Origin of the sequence: uncultured Pseudoteredinibacter sp., assembly GCF_947502065.1 — a bacterium.
In the GTDB taxonomy this organism is placed as follows: Bacteria; Pseudomonadota; Gammaproteobacteria; order Pseudomonadales; family Cellvibrionaceae; genus Pseudoteredinibacter.
In genome coordinates, this window is sequence record NZ_CANMYE010000001.1 from 142,721 (window position 1) to 166,826 (window position 24,106).

At 46.5% G+C, this 24,106-nt stretch carries 22 protein-coding genes; 13 read left to right on the forward strand and 9 right to left on the reverse strand.

Annotation, left to right across the window (positions count from 1 at the left end):
• Positions 1-80: 80 nt before the first annotated feature.
• The 6 genes from lptB to Q1A41_RS00635 all read right to left on the reverse strand — a co-directional run bounded on the left by lptB (position 81) and on the right by Q1A41_RS00635 (position 4,584).
• The gene (lptB, locus tag Q1A41_RS00610; RefSeq protein WP_299973239.1) at positions 81-806 is read right to left on the reverse strand and encodes an LPS export ABC transporter ATP-binding protein; all 726 of its coding nucleotides are present in this window, start codon (positions 804-806) and stop codon (positions 81-83) included.
• Between the two features lie 8 nt (positions 807-814).
• The gene (gene lptA / locus Q1A41_RS00615) at positions 815-1,357 is read right to left on the reverse strand and encodes a lipopolysaccharide transport periplasmic protein LptA (RefSeq protein WP_299973242.1); all 543 of its coding nucleotides are present in this window, start codon (positions 1,355-1,357) and stop codon (positions 815-817) included.
• Positions 1,341-1,925 (reverse strand): LPS export ABC transporter periplasmic protein LptC, encoded by a 585-nt coding sequence (gene lptC / locus Q1A41_RS00620; protein WP_299973245.1) that lies wholly within the window; start codon positions 1,923-1,925, stop codon positions 1,341-1,343. Before lptC ends, lptA begins: the two co-directional genes overlap by 17 nt.
• A gap of 17 nt (positions 1,926-1,942) precedes the next feature.
• Entirely contained in the window at positions 1,943-2,479 is a 537-nt protein-coding gene (locus tag Q1A41_RS00625) for an HAD family hydrolase (RefSeq protein WP_299973248.1), read from the reverse strand.
• Between the two features lie 45 nt (positions 2,480-2,524).
• Positions 2,525-3,490, reverse strand: coding sequence for a KpsF/GutQ family sugar-phosphate isomerase (locus Q1A41_RS00630; RefSeq protein WP_299973251.1), 966 nt, complete (start codon positions 3,488-3,490; stop codon positions 2,525-2,527).
• Between the two features lie 110 nt (positions 3,491-3,600).
• Positions 3,601-4,584 carry a calcium/sodium antiporter gene (locus Q1A41_RS00635; protein ID WP_299973254.1) on the reverse strand — a complete coding sequence of 328 codons (984 nt, stop codon included), beginning with the start codon at positions 4,582-4,584 and terminating at the stop codon, positions 3,601-3,603.
• A gap of 549 nt (positions 4,585-5,133) precedes the next feature.
• Here Q1A41_RS00635 and Q1A41_RS00640 point away from each other — a divergent pair.
• From Q1A41_RS00640 to rhlB, 12 genes are all read left to right on the forward strand, one after another.
• On the forward strand, positions 5,134-8,508 hold the full coding sequence (locus Q1A41_RS00640; protein ID WP_299973257.1) for a sensor histidine kinase: 3,375 nt from the start codon (positions 5,134-5,136) through the stop codon (positions 8,506-8,508).
• Between the two features lie 391 nt (positions 8,509-8,899).
• Positions 8,900-9,520, forward strand: a complete 621-nt coding sequence (locus tag Q1A41_RS00645) for an ABC transporter substrate-binding protein (protein ID WP_299973260.1) — start codon at positions 8,900-8,902, stop codon at positions 9,518-9,520.
• A gap of 172 nt (positions 9,521-9,692) precedes the next feature.
• Positions 9,693-9,923, forward strand: a complete 231-nt coding sequence (locus Q1A41_RS00650; protein WP_299973263.1) for a BolA/IbaG family iron-sulfur metabolism protein — start codon at positions 9,693-9,695, stop codon at positions 9,921-9,923.
• Positions 9,924-9,997: 74 nt separating this feature from the next.
• Entirely contained in the window at positions 9,998-11,260 is a 1,263-nt protein-coding gene (gene murA, locus Q1A41_RS00655) for a UDP-N-acetylglucosamine 1-carboxyvinyltransferase (protein WP_299973265.1), read from the forward strand.
• Positions 11,261-11,309: 49 nt separating this feature from the next.
• Positions 11,310-11,927 (forward strand): ATP phosphoribosyltransferase, encoded by a 618-nt coding sequence (hisG, locus tag Q1A41_RS00660; protein ID WP_299973268.1) that lies wholly within the window; start codon positions 11,310-11,312, stop codon positions 11,925-11,927.
• A 144-nt stretch (positions 11,928-12,071) separates the two neighbouring features.
• Positions 12,072-13,382, forward strand: coding sequence for a histidinol dehydrogenase (gene hisD / locus Q1A41_RS00665; protein WP_299973271.1), 1,311 nt, complete (start codon positions 12,072-12,074; stop codon positions 13,380-13,382).
• 166 nt (positions 13,383-13,548) lie between these two features.
• The gene (locus tag Q1A41_RS00670) at positions 13,549-13,917 is read left to right on the forward strand and encodes a hypothetical protein (RefSeq protein WP_299973274.1); all 369 of its coding nucleotides are present in this window, start codon (positions 13,549-13,551) and stop codon (positions 13,915-13,917) included.
• Between the two features lie 306 nt (positions 13,918-14,223).
• A complete protein-coding gene (locus tag Q1A41_RS00675; RefSeq protein WP_299973277.1) occupies positions 14,224-14,682 on the forward strand; it encodes a hypothetical protein in 459 nt (152 codons plus the stop codon).
• Positions 14,683-14,752: 70 nt separating this feature from the next.
• Positions 14,753-15,625 carry a DUF692 domain-containing protein gene (locus Q1A41_RS00680; protein WP_299973280.1) on the forward strand — a complete coding sequence of 291 codons (873 nt, stop codon included), beginning with the start codon at positions 14,753-14,755 and terminating at the stop codon, positions 15,623-15,625.
• Positions 15,618-16,397: a DNA-binding domain-containing protein gene (locus Q1A41_RS00685; RefSeq protein ID WP_299973283.1), complete on the forward strand. Its 780-nt coding sequence runs from the start codon at positions 15,618-15,620 to the stop codon at positions 16,395-16,397. Before Q1A41_RS00680 ends, Q1A41_RS00685 begins: the two co-directional genes overlap by 8 nt.
• An 80-nt stretch (positions 16,398-16,477) precedes the next feature.
• Entirely contained in the window at positions 16,478-17,137 is a 660-nt protein-coding gene (locus tag Q1A41_RS00690) for a DoxX family protein (RefSeq protein ID WP_299973286.1), read from the forward strand.
• A gap of 124 nt (positions 17,138-17,261) precedes the next feature.
• Positions 17,262-18,761 carry an ATP-dependent RNA helicase RhlB gene (gene rhlB / locus Q1A41_RS00695; RefSeq protein WP_299973289.1) on the forward strand — a complete coding sequence of 500 codons (1,500 nt, stop codon included), beginning with the start codon at positions 17,262-17,264 and terminating at the stop codon, positions 18,759-18,761.
• Positions 18,762-18,844: 83 nt separating this feature from the next.
• On the opposite strand, the gene Q1A41_RS00700 is transcribed toward rhlB, so the two are convergent.
• Entirely contained in the window at positions 18,845-20,077 is a 1,233-nt protein-coding gene (locus tag Q1A41_RS00700; protein ID WP_299973292.1) for a serine hydrolase, read from the reverse strand.
• Between the two features lie 227 nt (positions 20,078-20,304).
• Here Q1A41_RS00700 and Q1A41_RS00705 point away from each other — a divergent pair, with 227 nt between their 5' ends.
• Entirely contained in the window at positions 20,305-21,441 is a 1,137-nt protein-coding gene (locus Q1A41_RS00705; RefSeq protein WP_299973295.1) for an alpha-hydroxy acid oxidase, read from the forward strand.
• Here the strand turns inward: Q1A41_RS00705 and Q1A41_RS00710 are convergent.
• A complete protein-coding gene (locus tag Q1A41_RS00710; RefSeq protein WP_299973298.1) occupies positions 21,438-22,994 on the reverse strand; it encodes a DHA2 family efflux MFS transporter permease subunit in 1,557 nt (518 codons plus the stop codon). The genes Q1A41_RS00705 and Q1A41_RS00710 overlap by 4 nt on opposite strands.
• Positions 22,984-24,102 (reverse strand): HlyD family secretion protein, encoded by a 1,119-nt coding sequence (locus Q1A41_RS00715; protein ID WP_299973302.1) that lies wholly within the window; start codon positions 24,100-24,102, stop codon positions 22,984-22,986. The genes Q1A41_RS00710 and Q1A41_RS00715 overlap by 11 nt, the downstream gene beginning before the upstream one ends.
• Positions 24,103-24,106 lie beyond the last annotated feature (4 nt).

The following is a 24,106-nucleotide window of genomic DNA, read 5'->3' on the forward strand; positions in this document are numbered from 1 at the left end:
GCCAATATTTCAAGGCTTTCTTTGGTCTAATTAAAAGTGCCTGGAGCTCATGGCTTGATGCTGTTGGGCTATGGTCGTTTTTAAAGAGTGAATTGTTCGCCTAGGTAAACTTTACGAACCTTGGCATTGTCGAGAACCTCGCTAGGGCTGCCTGAGGCGATAATGCTACCTTGGTTCACAATATAGGCGGTCTCGCAAATATCGAGGGTCTCGCGCACATTGTGGTCAGTAATTAATACCCCGATGCCGCGATTTTTAAGGTGACTAATAATGCTTTTGATGTCGCTAACTGAAATGGGATCCACGCCCGCAAAAGGTTCATCAAGCAGAATAAAATCGGGCTCGGTGGCGAGGGCGCGAGCTATTTCAACGCGACGCCTTTCACCGCCAGAAAGTGCCATGCCAAGACTGTCGTGAATGTGGGTAATATTAAACTCTTGCAGCAGGCCTTCTAGTTTTGCCAGCTGTTGCTCACGGTTTAGATCTTTGCGGGTCTCAAGTATGGCCCAGATGTTTTCGGTAACGGTAAGTTTACGGAATACCGAGGCTTCCTGGGGTAAGTAGCCAATTCCTGCTTTGGCGCGCTTATCAATGGGGAGCATGGTCAAATCGCGTTGATCAATACTGACCTTGCCTTTGTCGGCGTTAACAAGGCCGGCAATCATATAGAAACAGGTGGTTTTACCTGCGCCATTAGGGCCAAGTAGGCCAACAATCTGACCGCTTTCTACGCTTAGGGATACGTCGCGCACGACCGCGCGTCCTTTATAACTCTTGGCCAAGTTGGCCGCAGATAATACAGGCATGATTTAACTTATTTTTCTTCGCGATTAAGTTGTTTGGCAGGAATAACCACTTGAATGCGGCTGTTGGCCGTTTCGCCTTTGTCGCCTTGCCCTGTGGCCGTAGCCATGGAAGCGCGTACGTCGTAGTCAATTCGGTGGCCTTTCACTGTGGCGCCGTCTTGGAGTAGATAGGCGTTATCGAGCAGGTGTAAAGTTTCTTTGCCAACGAGGTATTCTATGGTGTCGGCCTTGGCGATAACGAGGTCTTTTTCGGCATTGGGCTTTTGCTGATATTGAGCTTGGCCTTTGTTGCCTTTGGCGACAATACGGCTGACCTTTTTTTCCTGATTGAAAATGGTCACTTGGTCAGCAAGAATTTTCATGCTGCCTTGATTGATAATGACGTTTCCCTTGTAAATTGTAACGCCGGTGCTCTTGTCTATCTCGGCCTTGTCGGCATCCACATAGATAGGCTGGCGAGCATCTTCGGGCAGTGCCCAGGCGCCACTTGTTAGGCCAATGCTCAGGGTGATAGCAAGCAGTAATCTGCTGAGCTTACTGTTTAAATTCATGTACACCTCTTACGCGCTGTTTTAGGCGTAATGATTCTTTATTGAGATCGGCTTCTAGGCCGATGGCTTTGATGTTATGGCCACTACTGCTGATGATAACAGCTTTGTCCGTTTCCACGTAATTGCGCTTTGTATGTATGACGAGCTCATCGGTGTTTAGTTCATTTCGCTCACCTTGTGCCACTTGTTGCCAAGCGTGAACATCGGCTTTGAGGTGGATCTTGCTACCATCTGCATTACTCCGTCCTGAAGCGGCACTAATGTGCCATGGCTTGCCATTGGCGGTGTAGAGAGTGATATTGGGCGCACTGATATCGGCGTGATCGCTTTCTTGTTGACGCCCTGGGGTGGCCTGATAATGAACTACCTTGGCCGCTTTGATTTCATAGTTGAGCTTACCGTCCTTATCAAAGTACTGGCTGTGGCTATCAATCATATAGGCTGCTGGAAATTCCGCTTTGCTACTCGGTTTTGTACCGCTCAATAGGGCCGGCGGTGATTCCCAGAACACCAGGAACAAAACCGTTAACGCGATTAATAAAAGCAGTGATATCCAATGCTTAGGCATACTTGCTGTACCGCTGCTTATAAATAGGGCGCCAAGGCGGCATCAAAGCTACCTTGGCATTGCATGATAAAGTCACAGGCTTCACGGACAGCGCCCTCACCACCACGGCGCTGGCTCTGCCAAATGGCATGTTCTGCCACCACCGGGTGTGCATTGGCAGGCGCCATTCCTAGCCCTACGCGCCTTATGAGAGGCAGATCTGGGTAATCATCGCCCATATAAGCAATCTCAGAGAAATCGAGTTCTAAGGCATGCTCGCTGAGAAGTTCATTAAGAGCTACTAATTTATCTTCACGGCCTTGTTTTAGAATTTTAATGCCGAGGTTATTGGCACGGTTTTGGACAAGCTGGCTGCTACGGCCTGTAATAATGCCTACCTTTACTCCGGAGGCTTGCAACATTTTGATACCTTGGCCATCTAGAGTGCTGAAGGACTTAAATTCGCTGCCATCATTAGCAAAATACAAACGGCCATCGCTCAATACTCCATCTACATCCAGCATGAGTAGTTTGATGGCTTTGGCGGCGTCATTCGCCGGTAGCGTTTGCGGCATATTATTGTCCTTAGCGTAATCGTTTAGGGCTCTAAGCTTCTGGGCTTAAACTAAGCCTGCCTTCAGTAAATCGTGCATGTGTAGCAGGCCGACGGGTTGCTGCTTTTCATCTTCAACAACCAAAGCTGTGATTTTCTTTTCATCCATCAGGCCTAGGGCTTCAGCCGCTAAGCGATTTTGATTGATGGTTAAAGGCTTGGCCGTCATGACTTCGGTCATGGTGGCGGTATTAAAGTCTACTCCTTGATCTAGGCTGCGACGTAAATCACCGTCGGTAAAGACTCCTAGTAGCTCTTGCTCGTCCATGACGGTAGTCATTCCAAAGCCCTTGGCGGTCATTTCCATTAGAGCTGTGCTGATCAGGGCATCTTTATCCACTTTAGGCAGCTCTTTTCCGCTGTGCATCAGGTCTTCAACTTTGAGCAAAAGTTTGCGCCCTAGCGCTCCACCTGGGTGGGAGAAGGCGAAATCATTGGCGGTAAAGCCGCGGGCCTCCAATAAAGCAACGGCCAAAGCGTCACCCATTGCCAAAGTGGCTGTGGTGCTGCATGTCGGGGCAAGGTTTAACGGGCAGGCTTCCTGTTCGATGCTGATATCCAAATGTGCATGCGCGGCTTTTGCCAGTGGTGACTGGGTTTGGCCGGTCATGCTAATCAGTGGGTTACCCATGCGCTTGAGTAGCGGTAATAGGGTAATTACTTCGGCTGATGAGCCAGAGTTCGAGATGGCGATGACTACATCGTTTTTGGTGATCATACCCAAATCGCCATGGCTGGCTTCACCTGGGTGAACAAAAAATGCTGGGGTACCAGTGCTTGCCAATGTAGCGGCTATTTTCCCGCCGATGTGCCCAGATTTGCCCATGCCAGTGACAATAACTCGATGTTGGCAATTTAGAATCATTTCGCAGGCTTTGACAAACTGATCGTCGATGCGCTCACTCAAGGCATGCACGGCTCGTGCTTCCAGGTCGATAGTGCGTTTGCCGGCGTCGATTAAAGTGTCAGTCATTCCTATACCTAAGATATTGCTCAAACAAAAAGCCATTATAGCGACAAAAGCTACCCGCTAGGCAGCTCTTTGAGTTCGTTGGGTTTTTTCAGTTCCAGAGGATTAGTTTCTTACAGCGCTCCGGCGGCAAAAAGCCAATAGTAGTAGGCACCATATAACGCTAAAAAGACCGCGCCTAGGCTGCGGCCAATGCGTTTCTTGGTGCTGGAGCGGCGTTGGCTCCAGGCGATCGCCGCAGCCAGTAGCAGGGTAATAAGCGCCATTGATAAGTAATCGCGGCTCAGCAGTGCTGGGCTAATTTCAATATTGGAAATCAAGGCGGGTGTCGACATAACCGCAAGAATATTAAACAGGTTGGAGCCAATGATATTACCAATAGCGATATCGTGATGACCTTTCAGTGCGCTCATAATTGATGCGGCAAGCTCTGGCAGGCTAGTACCTACAGCAAGCAGTGTCAGGCCAATAACCAATGGGCTAACGCCGAAGTCGAGGGCAATCTGCTCGGCGCCCCAAACTAGGGTTTTGGAGCTGGCTATTAATAGTGTTAGCCCGACGATGAACCAAAGTGCGGCTGCTTTATTACTCAGGTCAGGGATTTCCTCTTCCTCTTCTTCTTTTTCGGTCGCGCTCATATCGCTTTGCTGGCGCTTTGACATGATAAAAATGATAGGAATGATCGATAGCAGCATCACGCTCGCTTCCCACACGGCAATGTGCAGATCCCAAAGTACGAAGCCAGCGAAGGCTGTTACGGCCAGCAAAAAGACCATTTCATTGGTGATTAGGTGCCGTTGAGTAGGCAGCGGAGCCACCAAAGCCGTAATGCCAAGCACAAGGCCTATATTAGCCAAATTGGAGCCTACGGCGTTACCAATGGCCATATCGCCAATATCATTAAGGGCCGCATTGATAGCAACCAAGATTTCGGGTGCGGAGGTGCCAAAGGAGACAATCGTTAGACCAATAATCAACTTGGATATGCCCAGATTGCTGGCCGCGGCTGCGCTACCGGCCACAAATCGGTCGGCACTCCATACCAAAACAGTAAGGCCGCCGATGACGGCAATCCAGGCGAGTAATAAATCGGGCATTAGGTTGTGTCCTCTGAACGGAGCCTTGGCTAAACGCAGCGGATGGTATAGTGCCTAGGTGTGGTCTTCAAGTGGAATAACGGCTTGAAGGCAGAGTAATGACTTAAAACTCAGCTTTGTCTTGCCCGCACTGGCCGCCAGTAAGCTAGCCGGCCATGGGTTGGTAGAGCGAATACCTCTTAGATTAACAGCTATTAGGCAGGGAAAGGCTGCTCATTCTGGCTTAATTTTGATCTTCTTGCTTCATGGCTTGCATCTGATTTATTTAAGCTATGCTTTAAATAAATAGGGGCTGCTTAATGGGGGTAGAGAGTAGATCCGGGTGAGTAGATTAGGCGCTTGTTAGAGCTGTTATGCATTGAATCGCAATCTAAAATTTTTTAGTTAGAAGCTGAGCGCCTATTAAGGTTGATTGATCAGTAGGCGGCGCCGATATTCCGTCAAAATCAGTCCTTGATAACGTGAAAGTTGATCCTTCGCTTTCATTGTTTGTTGCCTTTCGGTAACTTTATTCATGTTTTAAAAATTTAGGGTTTGGGTGACCTGTTTATGCTGACGACCTGGTTTTCCGGGGGCGTTTGCATAATTGTAATGGGGTCTTTGTGTGGGTCTTTGTTTGGGTCATTGATTGGTGATCGTAAATCTATGCGTTGGTATTCTGTTGTCGCTACATTGTTGCTAACTTGGGTTGATGTGGTTTGGTCTGATTTTCCTCCTCAGGCAAGGCGTGCATATTCTCAGCTACAAGCCGGCCAATTGGATGACAGCTTACGTACCCGGGCTATGACCCAAGATAGCTTTGGTTTCTTATGGTTGGGAGGCAGTAATGGCCTGTGGCGATATGATGGCTATAAGCTGAGGCACATTCCTCACCGTAAGGATGATGTTCATACGCCTAGAGATAATGATATTTACTCCGTTGTTGGTGACTCTCGTGGCGGCTTGTGGATTAACAGTTCTCACCATATCTCATATTTCGATATACAGTCCGAAACCTTCAAACATTATTCCGCTGGAGAAGCTGAGTCAGGCTTACCCATTACCACTGAGCTCAATCAAATATTTATTGATTCGCAAGGCGGTGTTTGGTTTGCAGGATATGGTGGCTTAAGTCATTTGCCTGTGGGGGTAAGCAAGTTTGTAAATTTTGGGCCCGGTTCTGGTCTATCGGTAGGTGATGATAATTTTGTGGTCACATCGGTTACTGTGAATAACAGGGGGGATGTGTATGTAGCCACAGATAGGGGTTTAGGGTTTAAGAAAAAACAGGATAAGGACTTTCGATACTTATTCACCAAGGAAAGTGCTGAGCTTAAAGGGAGCGCCTTAAATGTTGTTGTAGAAGATGATTTTGGAAATATTTGGATAGGCTCTCAAGGTGGGGGGCTGTTTTGGTTGGATGCCCAAGGTAAAGTCCATAGTCACGAGCGTCGAGATGGGGCTTATAAGGCTCTTTCTGAATCGGTAACTTGGGATATTGTTCCCATGGGGGATGAGGTTTGGGTATTCAATTCGACCAACGGAGTGTTTGTAATAGATGCCCACTCAGGTGAAATTTTATCTCATGAGGTAGAGGATGATAGTTATCCATACGGTTTAAAGCTTCGTGATGCAAGAGTTGGTTTTCGATTGCGCAGCGGACAGCTGCTTTTAGCAGGAGAAAAAGACGATAGCGGCGCATCACCTGAAATTCAAATGTTTTCACCCCAAAAAGACTACGCAAGATGGATTACCAAAACTGATATTGGAAATTCAAGAGCGCAGGAGATTTTTACTGGGGTTAAATACGGTGATGACTTTTTATTTTTTGGGAAAAAAGTTGTTCGCTATGATTTGGCCAAAGGCGCTTACGATGATACCTCTGAATTCTTAAAGAAATTTTCTGAAAAAATTGAAAATAATCATGCCTACTTGATCCATGCTGATGAAAAGGGTCGCCTTTGGGTGACTACTTCAAACACGAGCAATTGGCTGATAGATCTGGAAAACGAAACCTTTGAATCGATTTGGGTTGGCCAGGGGCGGTGCACTCCTTATGATTCTCATCCGCTAAAAGGTGGCCTGCTGGCATTTGAATGTGAGAAAGATGCGGGTGTATTGGTGCTTGATATGCAATCTCTTGAACAGCGCTACTTTGCTTTCGATGTGAATGCACAGTTTGTGTCCTGGTCAGGGATAGAGCCGCTCGATAATGGAGACTGGGTCTTAGGCAGCAGCTTAGGTTTGATGTTGTTAAAAGCTGAGGAGCAAAACGTTGTAGGTGCCAAGTTTAGTTTGGTTGCCTTGGAAGGAATTCGTTCAGGCAGAGTTTTTTTTGATGGTGATAGAAATCTATGGGTCGATACAGATTTGGGATTGTATTTTCTGGCAAGAGGGCGGCCATGGAGGGAAATCGAGCTCCGTTTCCCAGGTGCAGAGCAGCGTTTTACTCAATTTGCTTATAGAGACGAGCAAGATAGAGTGTGGGGGCGAGAGGGCTATCTCGATTTAAAGGCGAGCCGTTTCGTCGCTCTTAATCGGATCGATAATTACCATATGAAAGGCGTGTTCTTAGGTGAGCCGCTTCAATTCCCTGGCGGACAATGGGCCGCATTTAATTTTCAAGGCATTCAGATTGTAGATTCAGCAAGGTTTGATGAGTGGAATCAGTCAGTGCCAATCCAAATAAGTGAATTAAGAATTGATGGGGTTCGCCAAAAGGGGGTTAACTTCCCTGAGATTGAGTTGCCCGCACAAGTAAGAAAGATAAGCTTTGATATAGCAGCTCTAGATTTCGAGCCCAATAAGCGCAAGCAATATCAGTATAGATTGAAAGGCTACAATAAAACCTGGCAGAAAGGTGATAGTGAGAATCGTCACGTCGATTTTGAAAACTTACCACCTGGAAATTATCAATTGCAAATAAAGGCCAGTAATTATCGTGGTGTCCTAAGTGAAAACGAGCTTTTTGTAGATTTAAGTGTGCTCCCAGCTTGGCATCAGACTTGGTGGTTTAGAAGCTTTTTGCTGGTTGCCGCATTAACCATGGTTTTGCTGTTTATTCGTTATAGAGAAAGATATTTACAAGGAAAACGCAAAGAGCTTGAAGGTATTGTTGCTGAGCGAACCAGTGAACTGGCTGAGAAAAACGAAACCTTAAATATGACGCTCGACGAATTGCATACTACCCAAGAGAGTTTAATCGAACAAGAGAAAGTTTTGGCTTTAGGAAAGATGGTTAAGGGTTTGGCGCATGAGGTTAATACGCCACTAGGTGTCGCCGTGACAGCAGCTTCTGACATAGATTCTCGTACAGAGGCCTTGGAGCGAGATTTTCATGGTGGAAGCTTATCCGCCGATCAGCTGCAGAAGTTGATCAAGATCTTGCGTGCTTCTTCTGGCATGGTGGTTCAAAACCTTGCTAAGGCGAACGAGCTAGTGAGCAGTTTCAGGGGGCTTGGCTTAGATGAAGGGGGTGAGGCCAAAACCAGTATTGATGTTTTTCAGACAATACAGGGCGTTATTAGTAGATATTCTCGAAGGGATGAGCTGGAAGCTAAGGTAACTTTCGAATGCCCAGAGAAATTATTGGTATTGTTGAATTCGCAAGATTTAGTTGAAATCAGCGAGCAATTATTAGAAAACGCCATAAAGCATGCCAAACAAACTGAGCAAGAGCTTACGGTCGATATCAATGTATTGCATCAGCTAGGACGTCTAGAGTTGCGAGTGAGAGATAACGGCAAAGGTATTCCCAAGGATATTGTTAAGCATATCTTTGAGCCCTTTTTTACCACTTTGCGTGCTCAAGGCGGGGTGGGCCTGGGTTTAAGTCGAGTTTATAACGTCGTCGTGCATAAACTCGGCGGAAGCATTTCGGTGGAAGCAGATCTTCCCCAAGGGGCTGAGTTTTTGGTGGTCTTACCGTGTGAGAAGCTTTCGTGAAAGTGCTGCCTGTTTTTTGTTCACCCATCCTATGTAGCTAACTGATGGAGCTTTTTCAGCGCTAATATTGGCAAGCCTTAAGCTTGTTAAAACTGGATATCCATTCTTTTTTAAACGGCTAATCATTGAGCTTTTGAACTATTTATCTTCGTTGAAATCCATAAGTCGTCAATCGGATTTTGTCTGTGCCTTTGAGTCTTTAGGTTTCTTGGGTACTCAAAGGGTAGTCAAGTATTACTAAGGGTTTAGGCTGTAGTCATATTCGAATGTATAGAATTGTTTGATCCTTGATCGATTTACTTGCTTTGTCGTCTCAGCTATCTATATTATTGATTTTTAGAGACTATTGGCCTCAGATATACAGATTCATACTTTATAAGGCGAACACATTATGATGCGTAATCTACAAGCGCTTTGGCTGGCAACTGTGCTGCTCATCGCTAGTTTTTCCATTCAGGCGGCTGAGAGCCCAGCGCACGATCTTGTGCGTGATGTTAGTCAGCAAGTTGAAACTCTGTTGGCCGATTACCGGGCTGGAAAGCTTGCTGGTGATGAGGCCCTGAATGATGGGGTAGCCAAGATTTTGGATCCCGTTGTGAGTTTTAAACGCATAGCCGCGGGTGTAATGGGTAGCCACCGCAAAAGCGCAAGCCCAGAGCAGAAAAAGGCATTTATTGAAAAGTTTAAAACCGAGCTAATTCGCACTTATGCAAAAGGTATGGTGGGTCTTGGTGAATTCACCATTACGGTAATTGACCCGACTGAAGATATTAGTGGCAAGCGCCGTGTCTCGGTACTGCAAGATGCAGTTACTGCCAAAGGCACAACCCGCATTGCATATACCATGGCTCAGTCTCGTAAGACAAAGCAGTGGAAATTGATTAATGTTGTTCTTGATGGCGTCAATATGGGTAAGACCTTCGCGGGTCAATTTGACGACGCTATGCAGCGTCATAACCAAGACTTAGATGCCGTTATCGCTGGCTGGGGGGCTGAAGTAGAAACCCCATAAACCAGGGCGATAAACCTAAATAGCCCCAAAGCAAGGGGCTTTAAAGCTATATTGTTAGCGGCAGGGTATAAGCCATGGCCGCAATCCATCCTATCTGGCCTGTCAATGCCTAAAAACAGGTGAAATATAGCCCTGCATTCATTAAACTAGCGGGTTTTTACAGGGGCCCGCTATGCAAGCCGAAGAAATCAAAGCGCTGATCGAATCTCAACTGTCTGATTGCCAAGCAGCCGTAGAAGTACAGGGTAGTCATATCGCCCTGGCTATCGTTAGTCCAGACTTCGAGGGGCTAACTAAGGTAAAGCGTCAGCAAAAGGTCAACGCCATCTTATTTGATGCAATTACCAGTGGTGCTATTCATGCGATCGATCGCATTGATGCTCGCGCGCCGTCAGAAATTTAAGCCTAGTCCTGTTTTGACTAGACCTAAGAAGTTTTGCAGGTACACAAGCCTGTACCTGAGAATTTGGACGCACTATGGATAAATTAATTGTAAAACACAGTGAGCCGTTAGATGGTGATATTCGCATCAGTGGCGCCAAAAATGCTGGCTTGCCGATTCTAGCGGCTACTTTGCTGGCTGATGGGCCGATGCATATTTGTAATCTGCCTCATCTCAATGACATTACCACTATGTTGGCCTTGTTGCGTTGCATGGGGGTGGGTGTAACCATCGATGAGAAAATGTGTGTCGAGGTAGATCCAAATTCGATAACAGACTACACCGCACCTTATGATCTTGTAAAAACCATGCGCGCTTCTATTTTGGTGCTAGGTCCTATCTTGGCGCGCCATGGGGTTGCCAATGTGTCGTTCCCAGGTGGTTGTGCTATCGGTAGTCGCCCTGTCGATATTCATTTGCGTGGCTTAGAGGCCATGGGCGCAGAGATTGAAGTTGATGATGGCTACATTCGTGCCCGAAGCAATGGCCGTCTAAAGGGCGCCCATATTTTTATGGATACAGTGACCGTAGGTGGAACTGAGAACCTTTTGATGGCCGCAGTGTTGGCTGATGGTAAAACCGTCTTAGAAAATGCAGCGCGTGAGCCTGAGGTTGTCGACTTAGCTAATTGTTTGATTGCCATGGGCGCCGAAATTGAAGGTGTTGGCAGTGATACATTGGTCATTCACGGTAAAGAGCGCCTAAACGGTTGTACTTTCCATGTGATGCCTGACCGAATTGAAACGGGTACTTTCCTAGTTGCGGCCGCTGCAAGCCGTGGTCGAGTAAAGCTACGTGATACCCGTGCAGACATTCTTGAATCGGTGTTGTTGAAGCTCGAAGAAGCGGGTGCTCATTTAAGTACTGGCGATGATTGGATCAGCATTGACATGAAGGGGAATCGTCCGAAAGCGGTCAACCTTCGTACGGCTCCTTACCCTGCATTCCCTACGGATATGCAGGCTCAGTTTACTGCTATGAATGCAGTCGCTGAAGGTACGGGTACAGTTGTTGAGACTATTTTTGAAAACCGCTTAATTCAGGTTCATGAGTTGAATCGCATGGGGGCGGATATCAAGTTAGAAGGCAATACAGCAATAGTGACCGGTGTGGAATGCTTGAAAGGTGCGCCAGTTATGGCTACTGACTTGCGGGCATCTGCCAGTTTGGTGATTGCGGGCCTAGTTGCCACTGGGGAGACCTTGATCGATCGCATTTACCATATCGATCGCGGTTACGAATGTATTGAAGAAAAACTGCAACAGTTGGGCGCCAATATCAGGCGTGTACCCGACTGATCTTGGCCGGATAACCGGCCAGGGCAACCATAGCAAGTAAGAAAAAATTATGTTAACCATAGCCCTGACCAAAGGTCGTATTTTAAAAGAAACGCTGCCGCTGTTAGCCAGTGCTGGTATTGAGCCGGCCGAAGATATTGCGAGCAGCCGTAAATTGCAATTCGCCACCAACCAAGACGATGTTCGTCTATTAGTCTTGCGTGGTGTTGATGTGCCTACCTATGTGCAATTTGGTTCCGCCGATCTAGGTGTTGCTGGTAAAGATACCTTGATGGAATCTGGCAGTGATAACCTCTATGAGCCACTCGATCTAGGTATCGCGCGCTGTCGATTAATGACCGCGGGTATCAAAGGTGTACCTCCAAAGCAAGGTCGCATAAAGGTCGCTACCAAATACGTCAATGTGGCAAAGCGCTACTATGCCGAACAGGGGCGCCAAGTCGATATCATCAAGCTATATGGTGGTATGGAGCTTGCGCCTTTGATGGATTTGGCTGATGAAATTGTCGATATCGTTGATACTGGTAATACCCTTGTCGCCAATGGATTGGAAGCTCGAGATCATATTGCTGATATTAGTTCTCGGATCATTGTGAATAAAGCCTCCATGAAGATGAAGCATCAAAAGATCGAAACAATCTTAGATGCGATTTCCGAAGTTTTATAAGCGAAGCGTAAAGCTAGCTCTTAAGCCTTGATGCCCAGCTTTATCAAATCGTGTTTTTAGCATTATTTGATATTGCAGCTGGGCGTGAATAATTCTTTGGCTCCAAGCTGATTGGGGCTGTCTGTAACAAAAGACGAACTTATCATGAACTGTGCCATTGCAAAATTAGATGCCAATAGTGCCAATTTCGAAAGTGCATTGAATACCTTGTTAGCTTGGGATTCGGTTTCCGATCCTACGGTGAACCAAGCGGTTGAAGAAATTATCTCTGCGGTGAAAACCGATGGCGATAAAGCAGTGCTTCACTTTACCGAAAAGTTTGATGCTATGTCGCTAAATCATTTTGATGAATTGCGAGTACCAAAGCAACGCCTGCAGCAGGCCCTTGAGGCAATTGATCCGGCGCAACGTCAAGCCTTGGAGCAAGCCGCTGAACGAATTCGAGCTTATCACCTGCATCAACGTCAAGATTCATGGCAGTACCGTGAAGCGGACGGCACATTACTAGGGCAACAAATTACCCCCTTAGATCGCGTGGGCCTTTATGTGCCCGGTGGCAAGGCCAGTTACCCCTCTTCGGTTTTAATGAATGCTATCCCTGCTAAAGTAGCAGGAGTGCCTGAGCTGATAATGGTGACGCCAACACCGGGTGGCGAAGCCAATGATATGGTCCTAGCGGCAGCGGCCATCGCGGGTGTCGATGAGGTTATCTGCATGGGCGGTGCGCAGGCGGTTGCTGCGCTAGCTTATGGAACCGAAAGCTTGGCAAAAGTTGATAAGATTACCGGCCCTGGAAATATCTTTGTAGCTACCGCAAAGCGAGCTGTGTTCGGTCAGGTGGCGATCGATATGATTGCTGGGCCTTCTGAGATTTTGGTGTATTGTGATGGCGCAACCGATCCTGATTGGATTGCGATGGATCTGTTTTCCCAGGCAGAACACGATGAGCAGGCCCAGGCCATATTAATTTCCGAAAGTGAAGAATTTATCGCAAAGGTACAAGCTAGCATCGACCGCTTATTGCCTGATTTAGAAAGAGAGGCGATTGCGCGAGCATCTTTAGAAGGGCGTGGGGCATTGATTAAAGTTGCCAATCGTCAGCAAGCTTTAGATCTAATCAATCGCATAGCGCCAGAGCATTTGGAATTATCTGTTGAAGATCCTGAGCTGTTATTACCTGAGATTCGTCATGCGGGTGCCATCTTTATGGGGCGTTATACCGCTGAGGCGCTAGGCGATTATTGCGCTGGGCCAAACCACGTTTTACCGACCTCAGGTACCGCTCGCTTTTCATCTCCCTTGGGCGTCTACGATTTCCAAAAACGAAGCTCTTTAATAATGTGTTCCGCCCAAGGTGCTTCAGATCTTGGAAAGATCGCATCGCCTTTAGCGCGCGGTGAATCCTTAGAGGCGCATGCCAGGTCGGCTGAGTATCGAATCCTGCCAGAAGATTAATTGTTTTATTGATAGCTATTTGCTGGCACTTGCCAGTGAGTAGCTTTTAGACGGTTCGCCAGCATAATGTAGATTGTCAGATTTCCATGAGGATTTGGTAATAATTTTTGTCGAAATTTCGACTATAGTTGAAGGGTCTGGATAATCTTACTTGAGGCCCGTCCTAATGAAACTCAATATTCAACGCACTCTGATCTCATCTTTTGTACTTGCCGGTATCCTCGCTCCTGTTACTTTTTCTTCTACGGTTTATTCGCAAGCTGTTGAGCTTGAAAGGCCCAGTTGGGATGGCAAAGAGAACGTTGAGATGTTTTGGCAGCGTTATATCGCCTTTAAGGGTGGATTAACTTGGGGGCGTTCGAGCGAATACCCTGATTATGACAAGCTTAGTGAGGGCGACATCTTTATGGTTGAGATGAAGCAAGGGCCGTGTTTGATGGAGTTTTTTCATGGCCGCTGGCGCCGAGCCAATGATGTCTGGCGCTGGGGAGAGGCCATGAATGAGTACGCCGCTTGCCCCTATGTTTTTGATTAACAATATTGGCGTTTAACTTCCCATACATCTCACTCGTGGCGGCAGCGCTGCGAGTGATTTTTCTAGATTGTTTATTGCTCTAATAGACTAAGCTTGGCTTTTAGCTGGGTGTATGTCTGGATTTGTCAATCTATTAATAAAAGCCACCTTTAAATCAATATATGTTTGCCATTATATGATTACCCCTCTGTGATAATTACGTTAGTTTTGCCTCCTACACTATGTTTGTCTTCATCATAAAAGCCACCTGGCTGTGATGGCGAACTTTTATCACAATGTTAATAGACAAAAGTAGAGAGAAAGCTCATGAGTCAACATCAACGCCTATTACGCGGTGCCGGTTTAGCTGTAGCTGCCGCTGGACTTGCCGCTTGCGGTACTGCCCAAACCACTGCTCAGCCAGCTGTGGCTGCTGAAAAAACCGATCTTATCCATTGTTATGGCATCAACGTATGTAAGGGTCACAACGATTGTAAGACAGCTAGCAATGCTTGTGCGGGTCACGGTTCTTGTAAAGCTGAAGGTTTTGTTGCAATGCCGACCAAATCTTGTAAGGACGCGGGCGGCAAGGTAAGTCGTGAGTGGGTGGGTGAAATTGCTCGTGCGGATCTAATTCACTGCTATGGCGTGAATATCTGTAAAGGCCACAACGATTGTAAAACCAAAGAAAATGCTTGTGCGGGCCATGCGACCTGTAAAGGCACTGGCTTCATCGAAGCACCAGCCAAGTCCTGTAAGGATGTTGGCGGTACTATTGGTAAGTAAGTGCTGTGAGCCCCGCCTTTTGGCGGGGCTTGGTTTAGAGTTTGTTGATTGACGGCTTGGGGAAGCTGAAATGGAAGGGCATGTAAAAGCAGTTAAAGACGATTATCTTGGCTTTGGCCTAGGCTTGCGAACAGATCATTTCGAAGAGGTTTTGCAGGGAAGTCCTAAGGTTGATTGGTTCGAAGTGATCTCTGAAAACTTTATGGTAGCTGGTGGAAAACCACGTTACTACTTGCAACAGGTGCGCGAGCGTTATCCTATAGTGATGCACGGCGTATCAATGTCTTTGGGGTCCACTGATCCTTTGGATATGAATTATTTAAAGCAATTAAAAGCGTTGACTGATGAAATCCAGCCGGCTTGGATATCGGATCACCTATGTTGGTCGCAGCTTGGCGGTATAAATAGCCACGACTTATTGCCAATGCCTTATACCGAAGAAGCTTTGAAACATATTGTTAGCAATATTAAGCAAGCCCAAGATTTTTTAGGGCGTCAAATGTTGATTGAAAATGTTTCTAGCTACATCAGTTATCGCGAATCGGCGATGACGGAGTGGGAGTTTTATTCTGCCGTAGTAGAAGAAGCCGACTGTTTAATGTTGCTGGATATTAATAATATTTACGTTAGCGCCCGCAATCATCATTTTGATGCTGAACAGTATTTGGCGAGTATTAATCCTCAGCGTGTTCGGCAAATGCATTTGGCCGGGCATAGTGATTATGGCGACTATATTATTGATACCCATGATCACCCAGTAGTTGATTCAGTTTGGCAGCTTTACGCTAAGGCGATTCAACGCTTTGGCCCGGTGAGCACGATGATTGAGCGTGATGATGATATTCCTGCTTTGTCCGAGCTTATTGGTGAATTAGATCAAGCGCGCCGAATCAGCGCTGAGGCCCTGACTGGTCTTTCCGTTGGGAGTCTAGTTAATGGTTAGCTTGCAAGAACGACAAGCCCAAATGATGGCTTTTCTATTAAATGGCGACGAGCAAATTGCCGAGCATATTAGTAGCAGTGAGCTTGTTAATGGAAATCAGCGATTAGAAATTTACAGCAACGGTTATCGTTTGCGCCTGAAGGAAACTTTGGCTGTTGATCACGATATTTTAGCGGCTTATATGGGAGATGAGGCTTTCGATGAGCTGGCTAATAAATTTGTTGAGTCTTGCCCCTCTCAGAATAAATCGTTGAGGCACTTTGCTCAAACATTACCGGACTTTTTAGTAGAGCATTATGCACAATACCCGCAATTGGCTGAGTTGGCGGCATTTGAGAGGCGTTTGTTGTTCAGCTTTGACGCGGCCGATGCTGAGCCTTTGGACAATGATTTTTTACAGCGATTGGCCCCCGAAGACTGGCCCATTTGTCGCTTTAGTTGGCACCCGTCATTGCAGATATTTGACTGCCAATACAATGTGGTACCTATTTGGCAGGAGCTAAAACAGGAACAAGCGCCGCCGGCTCCTATCGAACAGCGTAGTCGTTGGGCTATTTGGCGAAACGCTGAACGTTTAACCCAATTTACCTCCCTTATGGGGGTTGAAGTTGCCTTGCTGCAATCACTGGCCAATGGTGACAACTTGAGCCATGCTTGTGAGCAATTACTGGATTATTTGTCGGAAGAGGAAATTCCTAGTTTCTTACATAGCCGCTTACAAAGTTATATCAGTAACGGCATGTTGTGCCTGGCTAAAGAATCGAAAGATTAAATCAAAGCTTAAAATGTTAATAAAATCTCGGCGGTACAAATCTAAATGAGAACTTCCGCCAAAATATTGAGGATTGAGTTATGTCTCTAGTTGCAAATGTCAGTGCACTTTACTATCGCACCGTAGATGCCTTTGCCCATATTGATGGTCTGCCGGCGCTATTGTTACGCTTGTATTTAGCGCCTATTTTTATTACCGCTGGCCTGCACAAGATTAATCATATTGATGACATTATTTCCTGGTTTGGCAATCCAGATTGGGGCTTGGGTTTACCTGCGCCGGAGCTGATGGCTTACTTGGCGGCTTATACTGAGTTCCTTGGCGGTTTTGCGCTGTTATTGGGCTTGGCAACACGCCTAGTGGCGATCCCTTTGATGGTGACTATGTTAGTCGCTGCACTGACCGCTCACTGGGATAATGGCTGGTTTGCTATTGCATCTAGTGGTCAAGAGACCAGTATTGCCTATGTACTTGAAATGGTAGGCTTTCCTGGCGCCAAAGAGAGTTTAGAAAACAGCCTAGAAGTAGCGACTCGTTTAGGTAGAGCAAAGGAAATCCTTGAAGAAAATGGCAACTATAGCTGGCTGAGTGGCAAGGGTAGCTTTGTCGTGTTGAACAACGGTATTGAGTTTGCAGCGACTTACTTCATCATGTTGCTAAGCTTATTCTTCACAGGCGGTGGGCGTTATGTTAGTGCCGATCACTATCTGGCAAAGGTTTTCCCTAAGCCTCAGCACTAAATCCCTGCTAATTGGTGATAAAGAGGGTCAATTGACCCTCTTTATCACCACATTCTTTAGGGAACAATTCGACGACAGTCGTGTTATACTCCGCCGATTATTTTATCCACAATAGGGCTGTATTTTGATCGGCAGGTTGTTTAAGCGAAAATCCGCTGCCCCTGAGGCAGAAAAAAACAAGTCTTCTCAGCAAGAAAAGACCTCTAAACCCAATAAGGCTAATGCGCCAGCTGGGCAACAATCTGCTGAAAATAAAGCTGATCCCAAAAAATCACGCAATCGCCGCCGAAAGCCCAAAGTTAAAAAGCCTGCCACACCATGGGATATCAGTCAGTTTCCAGTAGAGCCTGTTGAGGGTAAGACTCGCTTTCATGACTTAAACCTACATAATGATTTACTGCATGGTATTGCCGATCTTGGCTTTGAATATTGCTCTCCCATTCAAGCTCAGTCTTTGCCACACAGCCTAGATGGCCATGATGTTGTCGGTAAGGCGCAAACCGGTACCGGTAAAACAGCCGCATTCTTATTGACCATCATTGATGATTTATTGCGTAATCCCATAGAAGGTGAGCGCTTTGCCGGCGAAGCCCGAGCATTGGTTATCGCACCCACACGCGAATTGGTGATTCAGATTGCAGATGATGCCAAGGAGTTAGTAAAACATACCGACTTACAGGTTCACACCTTGGTAGGCGGTATGGATTACGGTAAACAACAGCGCAAGCTGGAAGATTCTTATGTAGATATCCTTGTGGCTACCCCAGGGCGCTTATTGGATTTCTGTGGCAACCAAGATGTGCATTTAGATCAACTTGAAATCATGGTAATTGATGAAGCTGATCGTATGTTAGATATGGGCTTTATTCCTCAGGTGCGTCGTATCATTCGTCAAACACCTAAGAAAACCCATCGCCAAACGCTATTATTTTCAGCAACCTTTACTCAAGACGTGTTGAACCTTGCGGAGCAGTGGACGATCGATCCGGTAATGATCGAAATTGAACCTGAGTCGGTTGCTACCGATACCGTTACTCAAAAAGTCTTTATGTTGGCCACAGAAGAAAAATACACCTTGCTGTATAACGTATTAAAGCAGGACGATGTGGAAAGCCTAATTGTATTTGCTAACCGTCGCGATCAATGTCGACGCCTATTTGAGAAACTAGAAGCTCATGGCTTTAAGGTTGGTATTTTATCGGGTGATGTGCCTCAGAATAAGCGTGTGAAGACCTTAGAGGGATTTAAAACAGGTCAATTGAATGTACTGGTTGCAACCGATGTGGCGGGTCGCGGTATTCATATCGATGGTATCAGCCATGTAGTGAACTACACTTTGCCAGAAGAGCCTGAAGATTACGTACACCGTATTGGTCGTACGGGACGTGCGGGCCGTTCAGGTACGTCGATCAGTCTAGCGTGCGAAGATGATGCTTTACGTTTAGAGCCTATCGAAACACTTTTGGGTGATAAGTTAAAGTGTGAAGTGCCGCCAGAAAATTTATTGTTAGAGCATCCGCCGCTGCCTGCACGAAAGCGTCAGTCTCATCAATCCCAGGGACGAGGTCGTACTGGTGGAGGACGGTCTGGAGGTGGAAGATCAAGTGGCAATCGCCGTAACTAGCTGACTTGCAATGGCAATTGCTCTTCTAAGCCCATAAAAAAACCAGCTATTTAGCTGGTTTTTTTATGGGCTTAGATATCGAACTAACCTTTGTCACTTTGCTCGGCAATTGCTCTAAATAGGGCCAGGGTTTTTGGCAAGGAGTCGTAGTTATCTTCAGTGTAGTACGGGTTTCCCGACAGTTTAACAATAACTAACGCTCTTGCTCGGTCGATGTAGATATATTGATCATAAATACCCACAGCCATAAAAACAGCTGGATGCTTCTCTGTTTCGGGTGGCAGCCACCATTGATAGCCATAGCCCCAGTTGTCCAAGCTGCGTTCATCTTGCTTAGGTTTTAAGTGAGCGGCATCCATGGTCAAAGAATCTTTCATCCATTGAGCTGGAATAATTTGCTTGCCGTCACGTTGCCCGTTCTGCATCGCCAGTTGCCCAAAGCGTGCATAGTCTCTTAGTACAGCGTTTAAGCCCCCAAGAGCCATTTCCATATTGTGGCTATCGGTAACCCAGTAAGCATCGCTTTCGGCACCCATCGGCTGCCACAACTTTTCTTGCATATAGTCACTGATGCTACGGCCAGTTGCTTCCCTTAATATCATTCCCAGAACTTGGGTGTCGATGCTAACGTAAAGTCGGCGAGTGCCAGGTTTAACTTCGTTTTCTAAGCTGGCGGCAAATTCATCGAAGCTTCCCCCAAGCGCTAGAATTCGGCCGAAGCGATTAATATCTGAATTTAAATCGGCGTAGTCTTCGTTGAAGGCGACACCTGACGACATCTGTAAAATGTCTTTGATGCGAACGCCTTCATAGCCACTGCCTTTAAGGATAGGGAGGTAGTCGTCAGCGTTTTTATCGATGTCTATCTTGCCTTCAGAAACAGCAATTCCGAATAGGGCTGAAATAAAAGACTTAGCGACAGAAAAAGAAATATGACGGTCGTTTTCGGTTTCACCACGAAAGTAATTTTCGTAGCGAATATCGCCGTGCTGCATCACCAACAGGCTGCCAGTGTGGGTATAGCCTATATAGTCAGCTGTGTTTAGTACTTCATCATAATAATTAAAGGTTTCAGGCAAGCTTAATGGCTCGCCTTTGTGGAGCTGCCACGTCTGCTTAGCAGCTTCAACATTGCTGGAAGTATAATGCTGATCAGAGTTGCGCATGTTTTCGACAATATTGGCTTTGTCGAATAAGGTCAGTCCATGGTAGATCCGTTGAATTTCCACTCTAAAGAAGAAGACGCTTAGAATCAAAATGGCGAGCAGCCCCAGTAGCAGTTTGCTGGCGCTAAAGCCTTTTTGCGATAAGGACATTTGTTGGGTTCCTTGTGTTTGGGTTTTTATTGTTATCTTGCTCTATTGTAGCGTTACCGCATTAGGGCCCAATAGCGCCCGGATCACAATCTACTAATTGCTATCTATATTGATGAAAATTAATCACCTACTATAAATAGCAATAGGCTTGTCAGCTATATGACAGTCATTGTAGCCCTGTTAGGGTAATCTGTGGCTCGCTAAAACAAACATTACTGAGGCCAAATATGACCACTGTTGTTGAAATCAACGATCTTAAAGAAATGGCTCGTCGCCGTGTACCTAAAATGTTCTTTGAGTATGCTGACTCTGGTTCGTGGACCGAGTCGACGTATCGTGCCAATGAGGCGGATTTCAACCGGGTGTATCTACGCCAACGCGTCGCTGTAAATATGAGTGACCGAAGTTTAGCCACTAAAATGTTGGGTCAAGATGTCAGTATGCCGATTGCTCTAGCGCCAACCGGTTTATGTGGCATGCAGTATGCTGATGGAGAGATTCTAGCGGCCCAGGCCGCAGAGGAAGCAGGAGTGCCTTTTACTCTATCTACCATGAGTATCTGTTCTTTAGAGGCGGTCGCTGCGGCCACTAAAAAGCCATTTTGGTTTCAGCTTTATGTCATGCGTGATCGTGGCTTTGTAGGCGATTTAATCGATCGCGCAAAAGCAGCGGGCTGTTCAGCCTTGATGTTAACTCTAGACCTACAAATATTAGGACAGCGCCACAATGATATACGCAATGGTTTGGGCACTTTTGGCCCAAAGCAAATCCTGCAGTTAATCTCTAAGCCTCGCTGGTGTATGGGGATGGCCAAAAGTCAGCACAAGGGCTTTGGTAATATCATGGGGCATGTGAAGGAAATTGCTGACAATGCTTCACTTTCGGAGTGGGTGGCCGGTCAGTTTGACCCGGATCTATCCTGGGATGACATTGCTTGGATCAAAGAGCGCTGGGGCGGGCCTTTGATTCTGAAGGGGGTGCTGGATAAAGACGATGCGAAACGCTGTGTAGACGTAGGTGGCGACGCCCTGGTGGTATCGAATCATGGTGGCCGCCAACTTGATGGAGCTCGCTCTTCGATTCGTGTTTTGCCAGAAATTGTTGATGCCGTCGGAGATGATATTGAGGTGCAATTTGATGGTGGCATTCGAAGTGGTCAAGATGCCTTAAAGGCTATGTGCTTGGGTGCAAAAGGCACTTATATCGGTCGTCCATTCTTGTATGGGTTGGGAGCGATGGGTAAAGCTGGTGTCAGTAAAACTCTAGAAATCATGCGCGCAGAAATGGACACCACCATGGCTTTATGTGGCGAGCGCCAGCTTATTAATATGGGGCCACATAATCTTGATGGTATCGAATTTTAACGTGGCGCACGTGCCAGAAAATATACCGGTACAATCAATAAAGTGAACAGCAGTGCACTCAAGGCAAAAGTATCTTGGAAGGCTAAGGTAGCGGCTTGCCGGTAAAATTCCTGCCCCATAATGGCGCTTGCCAGTTCAATTTGCTGTAGATAGTCGATGCCCTGTTGTTGAAGATAGGGCATGATTTGCTGTACCGCAAAAACCGATTGCTGATTGCCTTCGTTTTGTTCAGCCAAGATATGCCCCATATGAAAACTGCTGCGACGCTCGAGATAAATCGCACAGAGGTTCACCCCTAAGGCCCCGCCGAATTGACGAATAAAATTACTCGCACCAGAGCCTTGGCTGAGCTTTTCCATGGGTAAGTGCTTAAACGATGCTACTGTCAGTGGCGGCATTATGAAACCCATACCGATACGGCCAATAATGACCCACCAAGTAAAAATAATAAAAGGTGTCCGAAAATCCGCAGCGGCGGTTAGCCAGCAGGAATAGGCAAACAAAAAGATACCGAAGGCGATGAGGAAACGAGGTGAAATTTTATCTGCCAAGCGCCCGGCAATCGGTAGTGATATGCCCAGCATGATTCCACCAGGTAATAGCACTAGACCAGCTTCGGTAGCGCTTAAGCCTTGAATATTCTGTAAAAAGAGCGGCGCGAGATAAAAGCTGCTATAAAGGCCGGCACCAAAAACGGCAGCAACGATGGCCGCCGGTATAAAGCCTTGATAATTGAATAAGCTGAGATCTAGCAAGGGCTTGCTGGCATGCTTTTGACGATAGATAAATAAGTAACTAAAAATAAAAAACAAGGCATAGCATATTAGAGAGAAATCAGAACTCCAGCCTTTGCTTTGGCCTTTACTTAAAGCCAGCAAGAGAACAAAAATGCCGGCGCTAAGCGCGCTTATGGAGATTAAGTCTAACCTGGCAATTGGGCCTGTGGTTTCTCGCTCCGGCATAAACTGTAAGGTCAGTAGCGCACCTGCTATAGCCAATGGTAGTGGTAAGAAAAATGCCATCCGCCAGTTAAAAGCATCTACTAGCAGGCCGCCAAGGTAGGGGCCAAGTGCAGGCGCCATCACCACAATAATGCCAAAAAGACCCATAGCCGTACCTTGCTTTTCAGGAGGAAAAACTCGGCTCATCACATAGGTGGCCAAAGGCATAAATATACCGCTGGCAGCACCTTGGATAATTCTTGAGGTAATCAATAACTCGATATTGCTGCTAAGCGCACCCAGAATCGAACTGGCTGAAAATAGCGCAAGTGCTGCAATGACGGTTCGGCGAATTCCTAAGGATTCAATTAGCCAGGCCGTAATCAACATGGTGATGGTAGAGGCCGCCAAATAGCCAGAGGAAATCCACTGCGCAGTACTTTGGGTGATACCAAAAGCGCCCATGATAGGAGGAATAGCGACATTAACACTGGTGCTACTCATGGCTGTGGTAATAGCACCAATGCCGATCGTCAATACCGCCAACCAGCGGTAATTCTCACCGTAATGTGCGAACAGAGAATCGAAGTTTTTACTGTGATTAGTGGTCACGGGTATCGATTTCTACTTCTACCATCATGCCAGGCTTTAACAGGCCTTCTTCTTGCTCTATCGCTAAGCGCAAGCTCAAGCGTTGGGTCACTTTAGTGAAATTGCCACTGGGGTTGGGGTTTGGTAATAGGGCGAATTGGCTGCTAGTGGCATGATCGATGCGTTCGACTATGGCCGTAAAGCTTTTGTTTGGGTAGGCATCTACCGATACCGAGGCTTTATCACCAATACTGATATGCCGAACCTGGGTTTCTTTAATATTGGCCTTGATCCAAATGTCGTTTGGGTCATGCAGCATCAGTAAGCGTCGGCCAGCCGGCATAAACTCGCCTGCGTGAACAAAGGTTTTATCCACTACGGCAGTTGTTAAAGGGCTATAAATTTTACGATCGTTTAAGGCAATCTCGGTGTTGTGTTTTTCAACCTGTAGTAGTTCCAGTTCGCGCTCTAAAATGGCCAGTGTTTTGGTTTGGATTTCACGCTCTTGTAAGGCTGCCTTGGCTTGAGACATGGCGGATTCTAATTGATGCAGTTGTGCCTCGGCTTCATCATATGCGTGACGAGATTTTGAGTGCTCTAATTGCGCATCTTCCCAAACTTGTGCACTAATGAGTTTTTTTTGCCACATGCTCTTTGAGCGTTCAAAATTTGACTGTGCTGCCGACACGACAGATGCGGCTTTTTTCAAGCTGGCTTGGTTGCGCTCAACGGCAGCAACGCTGGCCGCATATTGATTGTCAACATTACTACCCACTAGTTGTAATTGAGCGCGTGCACGTTCAATACTGAGTTGTTGATTGGCAATTTTTAATTCGATCGTTTTCAGCGACAGCTCTGTTTGTCTTGAATCCATCTGAATTAGTAGTGTATCTCTATTGACGGTTTGGCCGCTGTTTACCGGCATTTCCACAATCCAGCCAGGAACTCGACTGGAGAGTGAAACAATATTACTGGCAATATGTGCATCATCGAGATAAATCGTATAGCTGCGCTTATAAAGCCATTGGCCAATAATGACTAAGGCAATTAAGCCCGTAGCAATAATTAAGGGGCGCTTCTTGTTGGCACTAAACTTCTGCCTGGTATCGTTCGTATTAGGCTCGTTCATGGTA